This window comes from Streptomyces sp. NPDC104096 (assembly GCF_055584385.1).
The window spans coordinates 36,073-53,987 of sequence record NZ_JBVJMD010000001.1 but is presented as its reverse complement, the minus strand read 5'-3'; the positions used below and the strand labels follow the sequence as shown (position 1 = coordinate 53,987).

At 71.2% G+C, this 17,915-nt stretch carries 21 protein-coding genes; 4 read left to right on the top strand and 17 right to left on the bottom strand.

The window, feature by feature from the left end:
- Positions 1 to 6 precede the first annotated feature (6 nt).
- Positions 7 to 912, top strand: a complete 906-nt coding sequence (locus tag ACZ60B_RS00285; protein ID WP_469382920.1) for a MaoC family dehydratase — start codon at positions 7 to 9, stop codon at positions 910 to 912.
- Here the strand turns inward: ACZ60B_RS00285 and ACZ60B_RS00280 are convergent.
- The 8 genes from ACZ60B_RS00280 to ACZ60B_RS00245 form a co-directional block, all read right to left on the bottom strand.
- Positions 909 to 1,673 (bottom strand): TetR/AcrR family transcriptional regulator, encoded by a 765-nt coding sequence (locus ACZ60B_RS00280; RefSeq protein WP_469382918.1) that lies wholly within the window; start codon positions 1,671 to 1,673, stop codon positions 909 to 911. The genes ACZ60B_RS00285 and ACZ60B_RS00280 overlap by 4 nt on opposite strands.
- A 73-nt stretch (positions 1,674 to 1,746) precedes the next feature.
- Positions 1,747 to 2,058: a DUF4229 domain-containing protein gene (locus ACZ60B_RS00275; protein WP_469382917.1), complete on the bottom strand. Its 312-nt coding sequence runs from the start codon at positions 2,056 to 2,058 to the stop codon at positions 1,747 to 1,749.
- 98 nt (positions 2,059 to 2,156) lie between these two features.
- The gene (locus ACZ60B_RS00270) at positions 2,157 to 2,681 is read right to left on the bottom strand and encodes a GNAT family N-acetyltransferase (RefSeq protein WP_469382915.1); all 525 of its coding nucleotides are present in this window, start codon (positions 2,679 to 2,681) and stop codon (positions 2,157 to 2,159) included.
- 87 nt (positions 2,682 to 2,768) lie between these two features.
- Positions 2,769 to 3,932 (bottom strand): aminofutalosine synthase MqnE, encoded by a 1,164-nt coding sequence (gene mqnE / locus ACZ60B_RS00265; RefSeq protein ID WP_469382913.1) that lies wholly within the window; start codon positions 3,930 to 3,932, stop codon positions 2,769 to 2,771.
- Positions 3,933 to 3,992: 60 nt separating this feature from the next.
- On the bottom strand, positions 3,993 to 4,448 hold the full coding sequence (locus ACZ60B_RS00260; RefSeq protein ID WP_385777524.1) for an Lrp/AsnC family transcriptional regulator: 456 nt from the start codon (positions 4,446 to 4,448) through the stop codon (positions 3,993 to 3,995).
- A 93-nt stretch (positions 4,449 to 4,541) separates the two neighbouring features.
- A complete protein-coding gene (locus ACZ60B_RS00255; protein ID WP_469382911.1) occupies positions 4,542 to 5,189 on the bottom strand; it encodes a UbiX family flavin prenyltransferase in 648 nt (215 codons plus the stop codon).
- 121 nt (positions 5,190 to 5,310) lie between these two features.
- Complete coding sequence (gene mqnP / locus ACZ60B_RS00250) at positions 5,311 to 6,213, bottom strand: menaquinone biosynthesis prenyltransferase MqnP (protein ID WP_469382909.1); 903 nt, start codon at positions 6,211 to 6,213, stop codon at positions 5,311 to 5,313.
- Positions 6,210 to 7,661, bottom strand: coding sequence for a menaquinone biosynthesis decarboxylase (locus tag ACZ60B_RS00245; RefSeq protein WP_469382907.1), 1,452 nt, complete (start codon positions 7,659 to 7,661; stop codon positions 6,210 to 6,212). The genes mqnP and ACZ60B_RS00245 overlap by 4 nt, the downstream gene beginning before the upstream one ends.
- An 88-nt stretch (positions 7,662 to 7,749) precedes the next feature.
- Between ACZ60B_RS00245 and ACZ60B_RS00240 the strand changes: the two genes are divergently transcribed.
- Both ACZ60B_RS00240 and ACZ60B_RS00235 read left to right on the top strand, forming a co-directional pair.
- The gene (locus ACZ60B_RS00240; protein ID WP_469382905.1) at positions 7,750 to 8,148 is read left to right on the top strand and encodes a PLD nuclease N-terminal domain-containing protein; all 399 of its coding nucleotides are present in this window, start codon (positions 7,750 to 7,752) and stop codon (positions 8,146 to 8,148) included.
- Positions 8,149 to 8,159: 11 nt separating this feature from the next.
- Positions 8,160 to 8,612, top strand: coding sequence for a hypothetical protein (locus tag ACZ60B_RS00235; RefSeq protein ID WP_469382904.1), 453 nt, complete (start codon positions 8,160 to 8,162; stop codon positions 8,610 to 8,612).
- Between the two features lie 43 nt (positions 8,613 to 8,655).
- Here the strand turns inward: ACZ60B_RS00235 and ACZ60B_RS00230 are convergent, their stop codons facing one another.
- A complete protein-coding gene (locus ACZ60B_RS00230) occupies positions 8,656 to 9,423 on the bottom strand; it encodes a CDP-alcohol phosphatidyltransferase family protein (protein ID WP_469382902.1) in 768 nt (255 codons plus the stop codon).
- 199 nt (positions 9,424 to 9,622) lie between these two features.
- Here ACZ60B_RS00230 and ACZ60B_RS00225 point away from each other — a divergent pair, with 199 nt between their 5' ends.
- The gene (locus tag ACZ60B_RS00225) at positions 9,623 to 10,072 is read left to right on the top strand and encodes a nucleoside deaminase (RefSeq protein WP_469383529.1); all 450 of its coding nucleotides are present in this window, start codon (positions 9,623 to 9,625) and stop codon (positions 10,070 to 10,072) included.
- A 25-nt stretch (positions 10,073 to 10,097) separates the two neighbouring features.
- Here ACZ60B_RS00225 and ACZ60B_RS00220 read toward each other — a convergent pair whose 3' ends face one another.
- The 8 genes from ACZ60B_RS00220 to ACZ60B_RS00185 all read right to left on the bottom strand — a co-directional run bounded on the left by ACZ60B_RS00220 (position 10,098) and on the right by ACZ60B_RS00185 (position 17,867).
- Positions 10,098 to 10,505 (bottom strand): SRPBCC domain-containing protein, encoded by a 408-nt coding sequence (locus ACZ60B_RS00220; RefSeq protein ID WP_469382900.1) that lies wholly within the window; start codon positions 10,503 to 10,505, stop codon positions 10,098 to 10,100.
- A 38-nt stretch (positions 10,506 to 10,543) separates the two neighbouring features.
- Positions 10,544 to 11,506: a CU044_5270 family protein gene (locus ACZ60B_RS00215; RefSeq protein ID WP_469382898.1), complete on the bottom strand. Its 963-nt coding sequence runs from the start codon at positions 11,504 to 11,506 to the stop codon at positions 10,544 to 10,546.
- On the bottom strand, positions 11,503 to 12,108 hold the full coding sequence (locus tag ACZ60B_RS00210) for an RNA polymerase sigma factor (protein WP_469382897.1): 606 nt from the start codon (positions 12,106 to 12,108) through the stop codon (positions 11,503 to 11,505). The genes ACZ60B_RS00215 and ACZ60B_RS00210 overlap by 4 nt, the downstream gene beginning before the upstream one ends.
- A 77-nt stretch (positions 12,109 to 12,185) precedes the next feature.
- Positions 12,186 to 13,265 carry a c-type cytochrome biogenesis protein CcsB gene (gene ccsB / locus ACZ60B_RS00205; RefSeq protein WP_469382896.1) on the bottom strand — a complete coding sequence of 360 codons (1,080 nt, stop codon included), beginning with the start codon at positions 13,263 to 13,265 and terminating at the stop codon, positions 12,186 to 12,188.
- Positions 13,262 to 14,980 carry a cytochrome c biogenesis protein ResB gene (gene resB / locus ACZ60B_RS00200; RefSeq protein ID WP_469382894.1) on the bottom strand — a complete coding sequence of 573 codons (1,719 nt, stop codon included), beginning with the start codon at positions 14,978 to 14,980 and terminating at the stop codon, positions 13,262 to 13,264. Before resB ends, ccsB begins: the two co-directional genes overlap by 4 nt.
- A 3-nt stretch (positions 14,981 to 14,983) precedes the next feature.
- Positions 14,984 to 15,757 (bottom strand): cytochrome c biogenesis CcdA family protein, encoded by a 774-nt coding sequence (locus ACZ60B_RS00195; RefSeq protein WP_469382892.1) that lies wholly within the window; start codon positions 15,755 to 15,757, stop codon positions 14,984 to 14,986.
- A 1-nt stretch (position 15,758) separates the two neighbouring features.
- Positions 15,759 to 16,391 (bottom strand): TlpA family protein disulfide reductase, encoded by a 633-nt coding sequence (locus ACZ60B_RS00190; protein WP_469382890.1) that lies wholly within the window; start codon positions 16,389 to 16,391, stop codon positions 15,759 to 15,761.
- A gap of 114 nt (positions 16,392 to 16,505) precedes the next feature.
- A complete protein-coding gene (locus ACZ60B_RS00185) occupies positions 16,506 to 17,867 on the bottom strand; it encodes a polysaccharide deacetylase family protein (RefSeq protein ID WP_469382889.1) in 1,362 nt (453 codons plus the stop codon).
- Positions 17,868 to 17,915: the final 48 nt, after the last annotated feature.

Below are 17,915 nucleotides of genomic sequence, written 5' to 3'. Positions count from 1 at the left end.
TGGGACATGACCGACCGCAGTGCGCGCATCGCCGACCCCGCGCCCGGCCGGCTGCTCACCCGTCCCCCCGCGCTCGCCCCGCTGCTGGCCCGCGGCGCCCTGCGCTCCGCCTTCCGGCGCCCGGCCCCCGACGCCGCGTTCCCGCGCACCCGCCTGGTGCTGCCGGACCTGCGCGTCGACCTCGTACGGCTGGCCGCGTACGAGCGGGTGTGCGGCTTCGCCACCGGCGAGGACGCGCTGCCGATCACCTACCCGCACGTCCTCGGCTTCCCGCTGGCGATGCGCCTGATGAGCGGCCGGGACTTCCCGCTGCCGCTGCCGGGCCTGGTCCACACGTCGATCGAGATCACCCGGCACACCGCCCCGCCTGTCACGGGCGTCTACGAACTCGGCGCGTACGTGGCGGGGTTGGCGCCGCACCGACGCGGCACCGAGGCCACCGTGGTGACCGAGGCACGGGCCGGCGGCGCCGTCGTCTGGGAGTCGCGGAGCACATATCTGGCGCGGCACCGCACGGCCGGATCCACCACCGCGTCACGGTCGTCCGACGGCGAGCCGGGTCCCGATCCGCTCCCCGTGGTCGCCGAGTGGCGCCTCGCCGCCGACCTGGGGCGGCGCTACGGTGCCGCCTCCGGCGACCGCAACCCCATCCATCTGCACCCGCTCACCGCCCGCCTGTTCGGCTTCCCGCGCACCGTCGCGCACGGCATGTGGACGGTGGCCCGCTGCCTCGCGGCGCACGGCACCCCGCCTTCCGCCCGGGTGCGGGCGGAGTTCCGGGCGCCCGTGCTGCTGCCCGGGACGGTGGAGTACGCGGCGGCGGACGGACGCTTCGAACTGAGGGGAGCGGACGGGCGCGTCCATGTGCGCGGGCAGGTGGGCCCGCCCGTACCGGGCTCGGACGGGCCCTAGCCGACCCGCCCCTGGTGCTCGGGCTCCGTGGGTGACCACGGGCGTCCCTCCATCAGGTTGCCCAGGCCCGCCCAGGCGAAGTTCATCAGGGTGGCCGCGGCCTGCCGGGCCGAGACGCCCTCGGTGGTGTTGGCCCAGGCCGCCAGGGACTCGGCGGCACCGACGAGGGCCTCGGCGAGCCCGGCCACCTCGCGCTCGGGCAGGTCGGCGTCGGGCCGGTCGGGGTCGGGCAGATCGAGGCCGGACAGGGCGGGTTCCCGCCGGTCGGGGTCCTGGGCGCGGTCGCTCGCCCCGGCGCAGCCGGGGGACCGCGGGTGGGCCTCCCGCGCGGCGGCCCCGATCAGCCGGGTCACGAACGCGACGATCTCCTCGCGCATCGCCGTGACCTCGGCGGCGAACCGCTCGCCGTGCGTACGGGCCTGGAGGTGCAGCACGGACCAGGCGTCGGGGTGCTGCGCGGTGTGGGTGAAGAACGCCCGCAGCCCGTCCCAGAGCTGGCGGTCGGCGCCGAGCCCCGGCCGCACCCCCGACTGCACGGCCTCCGTGAGCGCGGCGGCCTCCCGGCGGATGCAGGCGGTGAAGAGGTCTTCCTTGGAGTTCAGGTACAGATAGACCAACGGCTTCGACACACCGGCGACTTCGGCGATCTCGTCCATCGACGCGGCCGCGTAGCCCCGTTGGCCGAAGATCCGCACAGCGGCGTCCAGCATCTGCTGCTCACGGACCGCACGCGGCATCCGCTTGGTCTTCACGGCACCCATGGGGAAAGGATAGTTGGGCGCCGCAGCCATCCCGTGGGACGCGAAGGCCGGGCCGCCCGGGAGGGCGGGCGGCCTAGGAGGCCTGGCGCTGTGCGGCGGAGGCGTTCTCCGCGGCGTCCGCCGCATCGTCCTCCTGGGACCGGCTGGTCTCGAGGTTGGCCTTCATCCGGTCCACGCGTCCCGAGACCTGGACGGAGGCGCGGTCGCGCTCCTTGCGCAGCACCACGAAGCTGATGGGCGCCGAGATCACCAGGGCCAGCAGGGCGACCCACATGATGTTGGAACCGCCGAGGCCGTGCGGAACGACACCGGCGTAGACGAGGCCCCAGACGACCACGAAGCAGCCCGCGAAAATCCCGAGGCGCATCAGCGTGTAGCGGAGCATCTCAATCCACTCTTCCGTCTCGAATACTTCCGAACGTCCCATAGGGCGTCGTCCAGTGAAGCATGCCGGGTCCCCGGCCCCACAGCCGGGGCGGGCGGTCACAGCAGGGGCAGCAGCATGGTGATGTCGTCGCGGTCGTCCCCCGGCGCCACCCGGATCGCGTCGGGCACCCGCCCGACCTCCTTGTAGCCGCAGGAGCCGTAGAACCGCTCCAGGTCGTTGCCGCCGCGGCAGGTGAGCCGGATCGCGTCGATGCCGGCGAAGGTGCGGGCCGAGTCCGCCGCGGCCGCGAGCAGGTCGCGGCCGTACCCCTTGCCCTGGTGCCGCGGGTGCACCATCACCGTGTACAGCCACACCCAGTGCTTCATCAGCCGGTGGGTGTTGAAGGTGAGGAACGCGGTCGCGGCGACGTCCCCCCGCTCGTCGTGCCCGACCAGCAGCCGGGTGCGGCCCTCGGCCATGGCCACGAAGTGCTTGACGAGTTCCGGGCGTATGTCCTCCCGCACCACGGGCGGTACGAAGCCGACGGAGCCGCCCGCGTTGGACACATCGGTCCACAGACCGAGGATGCCGTCACGCAGGGCGGGATCGACGGCGGGATCGAGAGTGAAGGTAAGGGACATACATGGAGTGTACGCATTACATGACGTCACCCGGGCCGCCGCACGCCCCGCCCCGACCCCCTCGTCCCGCCGTCTCGGACCGCCGTCTCAGACCCGCATCGGCTGGGGGGACTCGCGGCGCGCCGGGTCCGGTCCGTCGTACTCGCGGATGATCTCGTAGCGCGTGTTGCGCTCCACCGGGCGGAAGCCCGCGTCGCGGATCAGGTCGAGCAGGTCGTCCCGGGTGAGCTTGTTCGGCGTGCCGTAGTTGTCGGCGTCATGGGTGATCTTGTACTCGACGACCGAGCCGTCCATGTCGTCCGCGCCGTGCTGAAGGGCGAGCTGGGCGGTCTGCACCCCGTGCATCACCCAGAAGACCTTCACGTGCGGCACGTTGTCGAACAGCAGCCGGGAGACCGCGAACGTCTTCAGCGCCTCGGCACCGGTGGCCATCTGGGTGCGCGCCTGGAGCCGGTTGCGGACCTTGCCGTCCTTCATGTCCACGAAGTCGTGCTGGTAGCGCAGCGGGATGAAGACCTGGAAGCCGCCGGTCTCGTCCTGGAGCTCACGCAGCCGCAGCACGTGGTCGACGCGGTGGCGGGGCTCCTCGATGTGCCCGTACAGCATCGTGCACGGGGTCTTCAGACCCTTCTCGTGCGCGAGCCGGTGGATGCGCGACCAGTCCTCCCAGTGGGTGCGGTGGTCGACGATGTGCTGCCGGACCTCCCAGTCGAAGATCTCGGCGCCGCCGCCGGTCAGGGACTCCAGACCGGCGTCGATGAGCTCGTCGAGGATCTCGGAGGCGGTCAGCCCGGAGATGGTCTCGAAGTGGTGGATCTCGGTCGCCGTGAAGGCCTTGAGCGAGACGTTCGGCAGGGCGGCCTTCAACTCGCGCAGGGAGCGCGGGTAGTACCGCCACGGCAGGTTCGGGTGCAGCCCGTTGACGATGTGCAGCTCGGTGAGGTTCTCGCCCTCCATCGCCTTGGCGAGGCGGACGGCCTCCTCGATGCGCATCGTGTACGCGTCCTTCTCGCCCGGCTTGCGCTGGAAGGAGCAGTACGCGCAGGACGCGGTGCACACGTTCGTCATGTTGAGATGACGGTTGACGTTGAAGTGCACGACGTCGCCGTTCTTGCGGGTGCGCACCTCGTGCGCGAGACCGCCGAGCCACGCCAGGTCGTCCGACTCGTACAGCGCGACGCCGTCCTCACGGGTGAGCCGCTCACCGGCCCGGACCTTGTCCTCCAGCTCGCGCTTGAGCCCGACATCCATGTGTTTCTGCCTCTCCCTTTCGACCTGCCGACGAACCCTGCCAACCGTACGCCCGAGGTCCTAGACCTCTTCCGGCAGCTCGCCCACCCGGTTCTCCCACTTCGTGGACAGCACGATGGTGGTACGGGTCCGGGAGACGCCCTTGGTCCCGCTGAGCCGGCGGATGATCCGCTCCAGGCCGTCCACGTCACTGGCGCGCACCTTGAGCATGAACGAGTCGTCGCCCGCGATGAACCAGCAGTCCTCGATCTCGCTGAGGTCCTTCAGCCGCCGGGCCACGTCCTCGTGGTCGGCCGCGTCGGACAGCGAGATGCCGATCAGGGCGATCACGCCGAGCCCGAGGCTGGCGGCGTTCACGGTGGCGCGGTATCCGGTGATGACCCCGGCCGCCTCCAGCCGGTTGATGCGGTCGGTGACGCTGGGTCCCGACAGGCCGACGAGGCGTCCCAGCTCCGCATAGGAGGCCCGGCCGTTCTCCCTCAGGGCCTGGATGAGCTGCCTGTCCACCGCGTCCATGCGATCGAAGCCTTCCGATGAATGGGTCCGGGCGGCGCCCGGACCTCCTGAAGTCGAGGATGGTGCTGGTACTGCCTGGCCGCCGTGGGCCGCTCAGGCCGGGCGGGAACCGCCGAGCTCGCCCTGCCAACGGCGGTAGAGGGTGTGCCCGACGCCCGCCGCGTCGAGGACCCGGCCGGCGACGAAGTCCACCAGGTCCTGGATGTGGGTGGCGCCCGCGTAGAACGCCGGGGAGGCCGGTACGACACTGGCGCCCGCGTCGTCCAGGGCGACCAGGTGCCGCAGGGTCTGGCCGTTCAGCGGGGTCTCCCTGACGGCCACGACGAGACGGCGGCGCTCCTTGAGCGTGACGCTCGCCACCCGCTGGAGCAGGTCCTTCGACAGACCGAGCGCGACCCCCGCGACACACGCCGTCGAGGCCGGCACGATCAGCATCCCCTTCGCGGGGTACGACCCCGAGGACGGGCCCGCGGCCAGGTCTCCGGCGTTCCAGTACCGCACCCCGTCGAGGTCCGCCTCGAAGGTGTCCGGCTTGCCGTCCGCGCCCCGCGCCAGCCACTCCCGCAGGTCGTCGCGCCAGTGCGCGTCCCGGAAGGAGATACCGGTCTCGTCCAGCAGGGTGAGCCTGGAGGCCCGGCTGACGACCAGGTCGACGCTCTCGCCCGCGGCGAGCAGCGCACGCAGGACGGCGGCGGCATACGGCGTACCGGACGCGCCTGACACCCCCACGATCCAAGGCACGCGCTCTGTTTCTCCTGCGTTCACACCTTGAGCGTACCGGCGCGCCGCACGGTGCTCAGGACCGGCCGCCCGCCTTCGGGTCGACGGGGGGCGAGGGAGCCGGTGGGGATCGCCGGCCGGGTCAGACGGTCAGACCCCGGACCAGGAGGTCCAGCAGCGCGCACACGAACAGGGCGATGCCGATGAAGCCGTTGACCGAGAAGAACGCCCGGTTCAGCCGGGACAGGTCGGTCGGCCGGACGATGGTGTGCTCGTAGAGGAACGCGCCCGCGACGATCACCAGGCCCAGCCAGAAGAACGCGCCCGCGTCCGTGGCCAGCGCGTACCAGACGAACAGCGCCGTCGTGATCGCGTGGCAGGCTCGCGCCCCCCAGATCGCGGCCGGGATCCCGAAGCGGGCCGGGACCGACCTGACGCCGATCTCCCGGTCGGTCTCGACGTCCTGGCAGGCGTAGATCAGGTCGAAGCCGCCGATCCAGACGCCGACGGCGAGACCGAGGATCACCGCGTCCCAGGACCACTCGCCGGTGACCGCCAGCCAGCCGCCGACCGGGCCCATCGCCTGGGCCAGACCGAGGATGGCCTGCGGGAAGTTCGTGAACCGCTTGCCGTAGGGGTAGACCACCATCGGGATCACCGCGACGGGCGCCAGGGCCAGGCAGAGCGGGTTGAGCAGGGCCGCCGAGCCGAGGAAGACGACCAGGGCGATCAGGGCACCCGTCCAGGCGTGCCGCACCGACATCGCGCCGGTCACCAGCTCGCGGTGGGCGGTCCTGGGGTTACGGGCGTCGATCTCGCGGTCGATGATCCGGTTGACCGCCATGGCGAAGGTGCGCAGGCCCACCATGCAGACGGTGACCAGGAGCAGACCGCCCCAGTGGATGTTCCCGTCCAGCTCGAACATCGCGGTCAGCGCGGCGATGTAGGCGAAGGGCAGCGCGAAGACCGAGTGCTCGATCATCACCAGGCGCAGGAACGCCTTGGTGCGGCCCGGCTGCGGGATCGCTGCGGAGGCGCTGCTCACAGTCCGTATTCCTTCCAGCGGCGGTCCACCATGGCCGCCGTATCGGGGTCCGACAGGACCATCTCCGGCCACCCGCCGTCCCTGGTGTAGCCCTCCTCGGGCCACTTCCGGGTCGCGTCGATGCCCGCCTTGCCGCCCCAGAACTGCTGGTAGGAGGCGTGGTCGAGGTGGTCCACGGGCCCCTCGGCGACGGTGAGGTCGCGGGCGTAGTCGGTGTTGCCCAGCGCCCGCCAGGCGACCTCGTGCAGGTCGTGCACATCGCAGTCGGAGTCGACGACCACGATCAGCTTGGTCAGCGACATCATGTGCGCGCCCCAGACGGCGTGCATCACCTTCTGGGCGTGCTTGGGGTACTTCTTGTCGATCGAGACGATCGCGCAGTTGTGGAAGCCGCCCGCCTCGGGCAGGTGGTAGTCCACGATGTCGGGGACGATGATCTTCAGCAGGGGCAGGAAGAAGCGTTCCGTCGCACGGCCGAGCGGTCCGTCCTCGGTCGGGGGCCGCCCCACGACGATCGACTGGAGCAGCGGCCGCTTGCGCATCGTCACGCAGTCGATCTTCAGCGCGGGGAAGGGCTCCTGCGGGGTGTAGAAGCCGGTGTGGTCGCCGAAGGGACCCTCGGGGAGCATCTCGCCCGGCTCCAGCCAGCCCTCCAGGACTACCTCGGCCTGCGCCGGGACCTGGAGCGGTACCGTCTTGCAGTCGACCATCTCGATCCGCTTCCCCGCGATGAACCCGGCGAAGAGGTACTCGTCGATGTCACCGGGCAGCGGCGCCGTGGACGCGTACGTCACGGCGGGCGGGCAGCCGAACGCGATCGCGACCGGGAGCCGCTCGCCGCGCCGGGCCGCCACCTGGTAGTGGTTGCGGCTGTCCTTGTGGATCTGCCAGTGCATGCCGATCGTGCGCCGGTCGTGGCGCTGGAGGCGGTAGAGACCCAGGTTGCGGATCCCGCTCTCCGGGTCCTTGGTGTGGGTCAGCCCCAGGTTGAAGAAGGAACCGCCGTCCTGCGGCCAGGTGAAGAGCGCGGGCAGCCGGTCGAGGTCGACGTCGTCCCCGTGCAGCACGACCTCCTGCACCGGGGCGTCCTTGACCTTCTTCGGCGGTACGTGCGTCATCGCGCCGAGCTTGCCGAACGCCTCGCGCACCCCGACGAACCCGTGCGGCAGCTCGGGCCGCAGCAGGCCGCCGATCTTGTCGGAGATCTCGCCGTACGACTTCAGGCCGAGCGCCTTCAGCAGCCGCCGGTCGGTGCCGAAGACGTTCATCGCGAGGGGCATGTCGGAGCCCTTCACGTTCTCGAAGAGCAGCGCCGGGCCGCCCGCCTTCTGGACCCGGTCGACGATCTCCCCGACTTCCAGATACGGGTCGACCTCGGCCTTGACGCGCTTGAGGTCTCCCTCGCGCTCCAGGGCCCTGAGCAGGGAGCGAAGATCGTCGTAAGCCATGCGGTCCAGTATCCGGTACGGGCTACTCTGACCCCGTCACCGGGGGCCCGTGCCGCCCCGCCGTCGCTCACTGGGGGATCGTTCGACCATGCTCAGGTATCTGCCGTTCCTGCTGGTGCTGGCCCTGTGGATCTACGCCTTCATCGACTGCCTGAACACGCCGGAGGAGGAGGTCAGAGGCCTGCCCAAGGTGGTCTGGGTCATCATCATCCTGCTCTTCGGCGAAGTGCTGGTCGGTCCGATCGCCTGGCTGGTCGCGGGCCGCAACCGCGGGGTGCCCGCCGGGGGTTCCACCCCTTCCGAATGGCACCGCAACCACCGGACGACGTTCGTCGCGCCCGACGACAACCCCGAGTTCCTCAAGTCCATCAAGGCCGAGAACCGCAAGGACGAGGCCCTGCTGAAGGACTGGGAGGCCGACCTGCGGCGGCGCGAGGAGGAGCTGCGCCGGCGCGAGGAGCGGACCGGGTCCGACGAAGAGTCCTGACGGCACAACAGGTGAGCAGAGGACAGAACTGGGCGCTCGCCGCCGTGGTGGTGCTCCCGGTGGCCTTCCTGGGCTGGGGGGCCTGGTCGTTCGCCACGGCCTTCGGGGGTGACCCGATGAGCCGGGCGGAGAGCGTCCCGTGCGAGGACGCCATGCGCTTCGCGGACCACGACGGGCTGCCCGAGGGGGCCCACGACGCGAAGTGCACCGCGCTGAGCTGGCTGGACACCCAGTACACGGTGCGGTTCACGATCGCGCGGACGCAGCTGGACGCCTGGCTGGAGGAGTCCTATCCCGACACGCGCCTCACGGCGGCGGAGTGCGACGGGGAGCCGTCGGCCGACGTCTGCGCGCACATCGAGCTGAACCCGCCCGCCCAGGGCGGGGCGGTGGCGATCGACATCGGCGTGCGGTACGCCGACGCCTCGACCGCGGTCGTGGAGTTCGCGCCCTTCGACGTGTGACCGGGCCGGGCGTCCGCCTCGCCCGGCCCAGGGCCCGCCCGGCTCAGCGCAGCCGGGACGACGACAGGATCGACAGCAGGTGGGCCGGGACCATCACCCAGGTGATGACGGCGAGCGCGCCGAGCGCCCAGCGGGTCGGTTCGATCCCGCCCGCCGCCGCGTCGGCGACGGCCGCGGCCAGCAGGACCAGGGACGCCTCGATGCCGTTGGTGACCCGGTGGATCTTGAAGGCGGCGGCCAGGCGCCGGACCGTGGCCACACCCTGCGAGCGCGGCCGGGTCGCCTCGTCGTCGGCGACGGTCAGCCCGCGCCGGGCGCGTGCCACGTCCACCAGGTCGGTCGAGGCCTTCAGCAGCACGACGCCGAGGGCGGCGGCTATGCCGACCGAGAGCCAGCCGCCGAAGCCCGACTCGGCGGCGCGGTAGCCGGCGCCCGCGAACAGGGCCGCGTCCGCCAGATAGGCGCCGAGCCGGTCGACGTAGATGCCGGTCGCGCTGTTCTGGCCCTTCCAGCGGGCGACCTCGCCGTCGACACAGTCGAAGAGCAGGAAGAGCTGCATCAGGACCACCGCGAGGACCGCGCCGGTCAGGCCCGGGATCATCAGCGCCGCACCGGAGGCGACCCCGCACACCACCATCGTCCAGGTGAGCTGGTCCGGGGTGACGGGGGTGCGCACCAGCTGGCGGGTCAGTCGCAGCGAGATCCTGCGCATGTACAGCCGGCCCGCCCAGTGCTCGCCGTTGCGGCTCGCCAGCTTGGCCTGCGGCTGGCAGACCTCGCGCAGCTCCTCCAGAACCGGCGCAGCAACCATGGAACTTCCCTCCCGACCGGGCCCGAGTGCCGCCGACGCGGCAATGATCGGGCCAGGGTACAGAGCGGGTTTCCGCGGCTTCGCCCAGGGCTTGCCGGGCGGGGGCTTCCCGCTTGTTGCCCCGATGTCCCGGTCCCAGCACAGTGGAGCGATGGATCCCCGGCAGAGTGACCACAAGGACCGGTCGGCCGCTGAACGCATGGACCGGTCGGCCGCCCGCGCCTGGCTCGCCACCGCCCTCGCCGAGGCGCGCACCGGTCTCGCCGAGGGCGGCATCCCGATCGGCGCCGCGCTCTACGGCGCCGACGGGGCCGTCCTGGGCCGTGGCCACAACCGGCGCGTCCAGGACGGCGACCCCTCGACGCACGCGGAGACGGCCGCGTTCCGGGCGGCCGGCCGACAGCGGTCGTACCGCGGGACGACGATGGTGACCACCCTCTCCCCGTGCTGGTACTGCAGCGGGCTGGTCCGCCAGTTCGGCATCTCCCGGGTGATCGTCGGCGAGGCGGTCACCTTCCACGGCGGCCACGACTGGCTGGCGGAGCACGGCGTGGAGATCGTGCTCCTGGACGACGCGGAGTGCGTCGCACTGATGCGGGACTTCGTCAGGGACAACCCGGCCCTGTGGAACGAGGACATCGGCGAGTGAGCCCCGGCCGCCGCCGTGAGCCGGGCTAGGGCCCGTCCATCATTTCGACCAGTCGTTCGAATTTTTCCCGCCAGGACGGCTCGGTGCCGGTCCCGCTCTCCTCGCGGAACTCGTGCCGGAACCGCAGACAGGTCCCCGCGTCCCCGTCCCGCTCCAGGTGGAAGCGGATCCTGCCGCCCCCCTCCACCGTGTACTCGGCGACCCGCTCCACGTCCCACGCGGTGACCCGCCCGCTGCCCAGCCCGCGCAGGGTGACCGCGCCGTCGAGCCGGGGTTCGAGGACCTCGGCCTCGGTGAACCAGCCCGCCAGCCCCTCCGCCCCGGCCAGCGCGGGCCAGACCCGCTCCGCCGGCACCGGCAGCCGCACCGTGAAGTGCAGGGTGTGCTCGTTCCCGTGCGTCACGCTGATGCCCTGCTCGACGGAACCGGCCATGACACCAGCGTGACCCCGACCCGCGCGATGCGCACCCCTTACGGGCGCTGCCCCGCCTTGTCGACGATCGCCCGGCGCCGGACGGCGGTGTCCTGGACGACCGTGCCCTTCTTCACACCCGCGTGGTCCCGGGTGACGGTCTGCCGCTCTCCGAGCAGCTCATGGGTCTTCTCGTCGAAGATCCACTCGACCCGGACCGGGTCCTCGGTGTCCTCGCGCGCGATGGCGACGCCGTGCCGTCCGAGCGCGTCGACCGCGTCCTCGGCGACGGTCACCCCGGGAATCCGGGCGACCGCCCGGTAGAGCGCCGCGCTCTGCGCCGGCGGCACGATCGCTGTGCTGATCATGCTGCCGGCCAGGAGGAACACGGCCTGATGCCGGTCCTGGACAAAAGTCCTGTCCTTCCAGGTGACGGCGTGGAGGGTGAATCCCGTCCCGGACACTTTGGCCAACCAGGCGTACATCCCGTCCGGGGTCGTGGGCAGGGACTTCAGGTGGTTGTAGCTGGACGACCAGTCGTGGAACGGGCTCTCGGGCGGGAGAGCCGACCGGGAGCGATCTCCCCTCGGGTCGGCCGCATCCCGGATCAGGCCGTCCTGCCGGGCGTCCACGGACTCCCAGGTCTCCACGCGGTGCAGCGGCACGATCTCGGTCGTCTTCCCGTCCGCCGACCGCTTCGCGTACGACATCCGGGTGTCGACGTACACGAACTGGTCGTCCCGGATCCTGCCGTACGCGTTCTCGTGCTCGGCCGCCAGCGCGATGTCCTCCAGGAGCGTCGCCGACGCCGAGGTGGGCGGCTCGACGCCGCCCGACGACGGCAGGGCCGTGAAGGCGACCGCCGCGGCGGTGGCCACGGCCGCCGCCGCGAGCGCGGGCCGCAGCCAACGGCTTCTCGTGCCCGAGGACGCTTCGTCGGTGTGCCGGATCTCGGTCATCAGATGCTCCTTGAGGAGTCGGTGACGGCCCGGCGGAAGGTCGTGCTCCGGAAGCTCGGTCATGGGTTTCCCTCCTTCAGGGCCCCGACCGCGGTGCCGCGGTCACCTCTCATCTGTCCGCTCGTATGCGGTGGTTCCAGGTGTTTCGCGAGCTTTGCCCTGGCCCGCGAGAGCCTCGACCGCACGGTCCCGACGGGCACCCCCAGCGCCTCCGCGGCGGCCCGGTAGTCCAGCCCGGACCACACGCACAGCGCCAGCACCTCCCGCTCGGCCCGTCGCAGCCTCGTCAGGGCCGTCCGTACGACGGCCAGCCGCTCGGCGTCGTCGACCCGGCCGGCCACCTCGTCGGCGAAGTCCCGTACGGCCTCGTCGCGCGGGAGGCGGGCCACGGCCGCCGCGTGCCTGCGGGCCGCGCGGCGGGTGTTGCGCGTGACGTTGGTGGCGATGCCCAGCAGCCAGGGGCGCAGGGAACCGCCGTCCGCGTCGAGCCGCCCGCGCAGCCGCCAGGCGTCCAGGAAGGTCAGCGAGACGATGTCCTCGGCGGCCGTCCACTCCCCGGTGAGCCGGTAGGCGTGGTTGTACACGGAGCGCGCGTAGGCGTCGAAGAGGTCGCCGAAGGCGTCGTGGTCCCCCGCGCGGATGCGTCTTCGCAGATTCGTGTCCACACCCCTCTGCCTGTCCGTACGACAAAGGCCGGTTCCCATGACCTGGGTCACGGGAACCGGCCTTCACCGGAGGGCGGTCAGACGCCCGCGTACGAGTGCTTGCCGGAGACGAAGATGTTGACGCCGTAGTAGTTGAAGAGCCAGCAGCCGAAGGCGATCAGCGCGATGTACGCGGCCTTGCGGCCCTTCCAGCCGGCCGTGGCGCGGGCGTGCAGGTAGCAGGCGTAGGCGACCCAGGTGATGAACGCCCAGGTCTCCTTGGGGTCCCAGCCCCAGTAGCGGCCCCAGGCGTCGCCCGCCCAGATCGCGCCCGCGATGATCGTGAACGTCCACAGCGGGAAGACGGCCGCGTTGACGCGGTAGGAGAACTTGTCGAGGGACGCCGAGGCGGGCAGCCGCTCCAGGAACGAGGTCGCGAAGCGGCCGGGCTCGCCGCCCTGGGCGAGCTTGTTCTCGTAGGAGTCCTTGAAGAGGTAGAGGATCGTGCCGACCGCGCCGACGTAGAAGACCGCGCCGCACAGGATCGCCGTCGAGACGTGGATGTACAGCCAGTACGAGTGCAGGGCGGGCACGAGCTGGTCGCTGGCGGTGTACAGGACCGTGACGGCCACACCGAGGTCGAGCAGGACCGTGGTGATCAGGAACAGGCCGAGCCAGCGCACGTTCTTCTTCAGCGCGAGCAGCGCGAGGTACACGCCGACGGCGACCGTGGAGAAGGTGATGTTGAACTCGTACATGTTGCCCCACGGCGCCCGCTCCACCGAGGCCGCGCGGGCGATCACACCGCCCAGCTCGACGAGGAAGGCGAGCACGGTGAGCGAGATGGCGATCCGCCCGTACAGGTCGCCCTGCACGTCGCCGCCGTGCGCGCCCGGCCCGTCCGGCACGTCGCGGGAGCCGGTCGCGGACCGCACGACGACCTTCGGCCGCTCCAGCACCGCCGTGCCGCCGGCCGTCTGCACGGTGACGGCGGGGCCGCTCTTCGCGGCCGGCGCGGAGGTCAGCGCGGCGGCGGTGCGGCCGACCTTGCTGCGGCTGCCGAAGAGCCATTCGGCGATGTACGCGAAGAAGGCCAGGGTGTAGACGGCCATCGCCGAGTAGATCAGCGTGTTGCTGATGTTCGCGAGGTGTTCGTTGGTCGCGGTGGCGAGAGTCACTTCTTCTCAGCCCCTTCGGCAGGTACGGCTGGGGTGTCGGGGGATTCGGACGGGTCGTCGGGCTCGGGGGCCCCGGGGGCCTGGTCGTACAGGGTCCCGGCGAGGTCGCCGAGCTCCTCGGGCAGCTTCGCGGACTCGCTGCGGCCCAGGCCGCCCATCTCGACGACCGTCACCCCGTCCGCGCCGCGCGTGGCACGGACCCACACCCGGCGGCGCTGGATGAACAGGGAGCCCGCCAGGCCGAAGATCGCGGCGGTCGCGCCGGCCAGTGCCCAGCCGCTGCCGGGCTGCTGCGTGACCTGGAAGTTCGCCCATTCCTTGGTGCCGTCGTAGGTGATCGAGCCGGCGCCGTTCGGCAGGGTCATGGTCTCGCCGGGCTTCAGGTTCTGCCGGAGCTGCTGCTTCTTGGCGTCCTCGAAGTACTTCATGTGCTTCTTGTCGAGCTGGTACACGCTCTGCGGGATGCCCGAGTCGACCCCGAGGTCGCCGTGGTACGGCGCCAGGTTCAGCACCGGGTTCAGCATCGCCGGGAACTGCGAGGACACCACGCTGCCGCCGCCGTAGGTGGGCAGGAAGAACGCCTGGAAGCCGAGCTGTTCGGACACGCCCTGGGCGTTCTTGTAGCCGTCCATGACCTTGATGGCGCCGGAGGAGGTGACGTTGGAGTCCAGCGGCAGCAGCGGTACGGCGTTGTGGAAGACGACGTCGCCCTTGCCGTCCCTGACGGTCACCACGGGGGCGTAGCCGTGGGCGGTGAGGTAGACCTTCGAGTCGCCGATCTCCAGCGGCTCGTTGACCTTGACGGTGGTCCTGCGCTCCTTGCCGTAGGCGCCCTCGCTGTAGGTGACGGCCGCCTGGTAGGTGCGCGGGGTGCCCTTGTTGGGGCCGGTGAGCTCGTAGGTGCCGGTGAACTTCTTCAGGACGAAGCTGAACGGCACCAGGTCGTCCGTGCCGAAGAGGTTGCCGGACTTGAAGTCGTCGTAGGAGATGAGCGTGTTGGAGAAGCCGTCGCCCTCGACGACCAGCTTGTTGCCCTCGGACTTGAACAGCTGGCCCCAGGCGAAGGCGGTCAGCATCACGATCAGCGCGATGTGGAAGGCGAGGTTGCCGACCTCGCGCAGGTAGCCCTTCTCGGCCGCGACGGCGTCGCCCACCGGGTGGGCGCGGAAGCGGCGCTTCTTCAGCAGCGCGAGCGCGGCCTCGCGGACCTGCTCCGGCGAGGCCTCGGTGCGCCAGGTCGTGTACGCGGGCAGCCGGGTCAGCCGCTTGGGCGCGCCCGGCGGGCGGCCGCGCAACTGACCGACGAACTGCCAGGTGCGGGGCACGATGCAGCCGATGAGGGAGACGAACAGCAGGATGTAGATCGCGGAGAACCACACCGAGCTGTAGACGTGGAAGAGCCCGAGCCGGTCGTAGACCGCGGCGAGGGTCGCGTGGGCGTCCCGGAAGTCGGCGACCTTCGTCGCGTCGGTCCCGGACTGCGGGATCAGCGAGCCGGGGATCGCGCCGAGCGCCAGCAGCAGGAGCAGCAGCAGCGCGACCCGCATGGAGGTGAGCTGCCGCCAGAACCAGCGGGCCCAGCCGACGACGCCCATACCGGGCGGGTTCGCCGACGACTCCAGGGGCGCGGTGGACAGCTGGGAACCGGCGGCGCCGAGGTCGTCGGGGGCGGTCGCGGCCCCGTCGGTCGGCGTGCCGGTCGTCGTCTTGCTCATGGATCAGATCCCCACAGTGAAGCCGGTGGACCAGGTCTGGAGGTCCTGCACGATGTGGTCCCACGCGCCGGTCAGCAGCAGCAGACCGGTCACGATCATCATGGTGCCGCCGATGCGCATCACCCAGGCGTAGTGGCGCTTGACCCAGCCGAAGGCGCCGAGCGCCTTGCGGAAGGCGACCGCGGCGAGCACGAAGGGCACACCGAGGCCCAGGCAGTAGGCGACGGTCAGTATGGCACCGCGGCCCGCGCTCGACTGCTGGGCGGACAGGGCCAGCACCGAGGAGAGGGTCGGCCCGATGCACGGCGTCCAGCCGATGCCGAACAGCGCGCCCAGCAGCGGCGCGCCGACCAGCCCCGTCACGGGCCTGCGGTGGAAGCGGAACTCCCGCTGGGTGAGCCAGGGCATCAGCCCCATGAAGAAGACGCCCATGAGGATCATGAGCACGCCCAGCACCTTGGTCAGGACGCCCTTGTTGTCCTGCAACGTGGAGCCGAAGTAGCCGAACAGCGCTCCGCCGGAGACGAACACGGCCATGAAGCCGAGCACGAAGAGCGAGGCGCCCGCGACCATCCGGCCGCGCCGGGCCTCGGCCAGGTCGGTTCCGGTGACCCCGGTGACGTAGGCCAGATAGCCGGGTACGAGCGGCAGGACGCACGGGGAGAAGAAGGAGATGAGGCCGGCGAGCAGGGCGAGCGGCAGGGCGACGAGCAGGGCGCCGTTGAGCACGGTCGGGTTCGGGTCCGTCGCCGCGGCGAGCAGGGACACTCCGGTCACGTCACTTCTCCGCGAGGACCGGGGAGATCATCTTGCGCAGCTTCTCCTCGCTGAGCGCGGACAGCGAGCGGGCGGCGATCTTCCCGTCCCGGTCGAGGACGAGCGTGGAGGGGATCGCCTGCGGGTTGAGGGTGCCCTTGGCGAAGCGGAGCATCAGCTTGCCCGTCGGGTCGTACAGGCTCTGGTAGCTGACGCCGTACTGCTTCTCGAAGGCGCGGGCGGGGCTGGTGCTGGTGTCGCGGGTGTTGATGCCGACGAACTGCACGCCCTGGTCCTTGAGGTCCTGGTGGACCTTCTCGAAGCCGGACGCCTCGGCGCGGCACGGCGGGCACCAGGAGCCCCACACGTTCAGGACGACGACCTGGCCCTTGTACGCGGCGACGTCGAGCTGCTTGCCGTCGACCGTCTCACCGGACAGGTCGGGGGCGGCGGCCCGCTCCCCCTTGTCGGCGGTCGCGATGCCGTCCTCGCCCAGGACGAAGTTGGTGTCGCCGCCGCCCCCGGACGTGCCCCCGGACGTGCAGGCGGACAGCAGCAGCGCGGCCACGGCGGCACCGACGGTGCTCAGGGCGGCGGCGCGGCGCGGGCGGATCCTGGTCGTCGAACGCGAGGAGGTGCGGGTGGCGGCACTCATGTGAAAAGTTTCGCATGGCCGTTCCGGGGATCTCGGGCACCCCCCTTGCGGGCGGAAACCCGCATTTCAGGCGGCGCTTCGGACGGCTTCCGCGGCTGCGGTCCAGAGGGTCTTTCAGGTGGCCGTGGCGGGGGGCGTCGCCGTGGCGGGGGCGGAGTTCGCGGGGGCGCCGGTGGGGGCGACGGGGGTGCCGGGGGTGTTCGCCGGGGCGGGACCGAGGAACTCCTGCCAGCCGCCGGCCGGCCGCTGGCCCACGTCCAGCGTGCGCAGCTTCGCCAGCACCTCCGGCCGCTGTACGTCGAGCCAGTCCGTGAACTGCCGGAAGGAGACCAGCCGTACGTCCGCGCCCTTCTCCTTCTCCCGCGCGATGTGCAGGAAGGCCTGCTCCACGGCGTCCATGTAGATGCCGCCGTTCCAGTGCTCGAAGTGGTTGCCTATGAAGAAGGGAGCCCGGTTCGTCTCGTATGCCCGCTGGAAGCCGGATATGTACGCCTGGGCGGCCTGCTGACGCCAGTGCGGGTAGTTGTGGGCGGGCGCGTTGGTGGAGTTGACCGACTGGTTGGCGAGGATGTTGTAGTCCATGGAGAGGACCTCGAAGCGGTGCCCGGGGAACGGCATCTGCTGCAACGGCAGATCCCAGATGCCCTGCCGCTTGCCGGGCCAGACCTGCCGGCCGCCGGGCGAGGAGGCGTCGTAGCGCCAGCCGAGTTCGCGGGCGGCGGGCAGCAGGTTGTCCTGCCCGAGCAGACAGGGCGTACGGCCGCCGACGAGTTCCTTGTCGTAGTCGAAGGGCAGCGGCTCCAGATCGGTCCAGCCGGTGTTGGTCCGCCACTCCTTCACGAACGCCTTGGCCTGGGCTATCTCGCTCTTCCACTGCCGCGGGGTCCAGTGGCCGACCGAGCCGCTGCCGCCGCAGAAGTGCCCGTTGAAGTGGGTGCCTATCTCGTGGCCCTCCAGCCACGCGCGGCGGATGTTGGTGAGCGTCGCGCGGACGTGGTCGTCGGTGAGGTAGCCGATGTCGGAGGCGCCGCGCGGGTTGTTGGGCGGGTCGTAGAGCCGCTTCTTCGACTCGGGCAGCAGGTAGAGCCCGGACAGGAAGAAGGTCATGCTCGCGCCGTGCTCCTTGGCGAGGTCCAGGAAGCGCGGGAAGAGGCCGTTGCCGACCTCGCCGGCTCCGTCCCAGGAGAAGACGACGAACTGCGGCGGCTGCTGCCCGGGTTCCAGCGGCACGGGGGCGGCGGGCTGGTGCGGCTGACGGCCGCTGAAGGAGGTCGAGCCGTCGCCGAGGGGGCGCGCGATGTGGGTCGGCTGTCCGCCGGGGGTCGCGGAGGGGCTCGCGGAACCCCGGGGGCTCGCGGAACCGTCGGCGCGGGTCGGGCCCTTGGAGGGTGTGGAGGTGCCGCACGCCGCGAGGCCGGCGGCGGTCGCGGCGCCCGCGCCGAGAGCGAGTGCTCCCCTTCGAGTCGGATTGCGCATGGCATCCCCCGTTCGTCGCGTTCTCTGGTGGTCACTCATTCAGAGGAC

Excerpts from the sequence above, each read along its gene's own strand:
- ACZ60B_RS00285 (WP_469382920.1), top strand. The coding sequence starts at position 7 with ATGACCGACCGCAGTGCGCGCATCGCCGACCCCGCGCCCGGCCGGCTG.
- ACZ60B_RS00280 (WP_469382918.1), bottom strand. The coding sequence starts at position 1,673 with ATGGGTGCCGTGAAGACCAAGCGGATGCCGCGTGCGGTCCGTGAGCAG.
- ACZ60B_RS00275 (WP_469382917.1), bottom strand. The coding sequence starts at position 2,058 with ATGCTCCGCTACACGCTGATGCGCCTCGGGATTTTCGCGGGCTGCTTC.
- ACZ60B_RS00270 (WP_469382915.1), bottom strand. The coding sequence starts at position 2,681 with ATGTCCCTTACCTTCACTCTCGATCCCGCCGTCGATCCCGCCCTGCGT.
- mqnE (WP_469382913.1), bottom strand. The coding sequence starts at position 3,932 with ATGGATGTCGGGCTCAAGCGCGAGCTGGAGGACAAGGTCCGGGCCGGT.
- ACZ60B_RS00260 (WP_385777524.1), bottom strand. The coding sequence starts at position 4,448 with ATGGACGCGGTGGACAGGCAGCTCATCCAGGCCCTGAGGGAGAACGGC.
- ACZ60B_RS00245 (WP_469382907.1), bottom strand. The coding sequence starts at position 7,661 with ATGGCTTACGACGATCTTCGCTCCCTGCTCAGGGCCCTGGAGCGCGAG.
- ACZ60B_RS00240 (WP_469382905.1), top strand. The coding sequence starts at position 7,750 with ATGCTCAGGTATCTGCCGTTCCTGCTGGTGCTGGCCCTGTGGATCTAC.
- ACZ60B_RS00230 (WP_469382902.1), bottom strand. The coding sequence starts at position 9,423 with ATGGTTGCTGCGCCGGTTCTGGAGGAGCTGCGCGAGGTCTGCCAGCCG.
- ACZ60B_RS00225 (WP_469383529.1), top strand. The coding sequence starts at position 9,623 with ATGGACCGGTCGGCCGCCCGCGCCTGGCTCGCCACCGCCCTCGCCGAG.
- ACZ60B_RS00220 (WP_469382900.1), bottom strand. The coding sequence starts at position 10,505 with ATGGCCGGTTCCGTCGAGCAGGGCATCAGCGTGACGCACGGGAACGAG.
- ACZ60B_RS00215 (WP_469382898.1), bottom strand. The coding sequence starts at position 11,506 with ATGACCGAGCTTCCGGAGCACGACCTTCCGCCGGGCCGTCACCGACTC.
- resB (WP_469382894.1), bottom strand. The coding sequence starts at position 14,980 with ATGAGCAAGACGACGACCGGCACGCCGACCGACGGGGCCGCGACCGCC.
- ACZ60B_RS00190 (WP_469382890.1), bottom strand. The coding sequence starts at position 16,391 with ATGAGTGCCGCCACCCGCACCTCCTCGCGTTCGACGACCAGGATCCGC.
- ACZ60B_RS00185 (WP_469382889.1), bottom strand. The coding sequence starts at position 17,867 with ATGCGCAATCCGACTCGAAGGGGAGCACTCGCTCTCGGCGCGGGCGCC.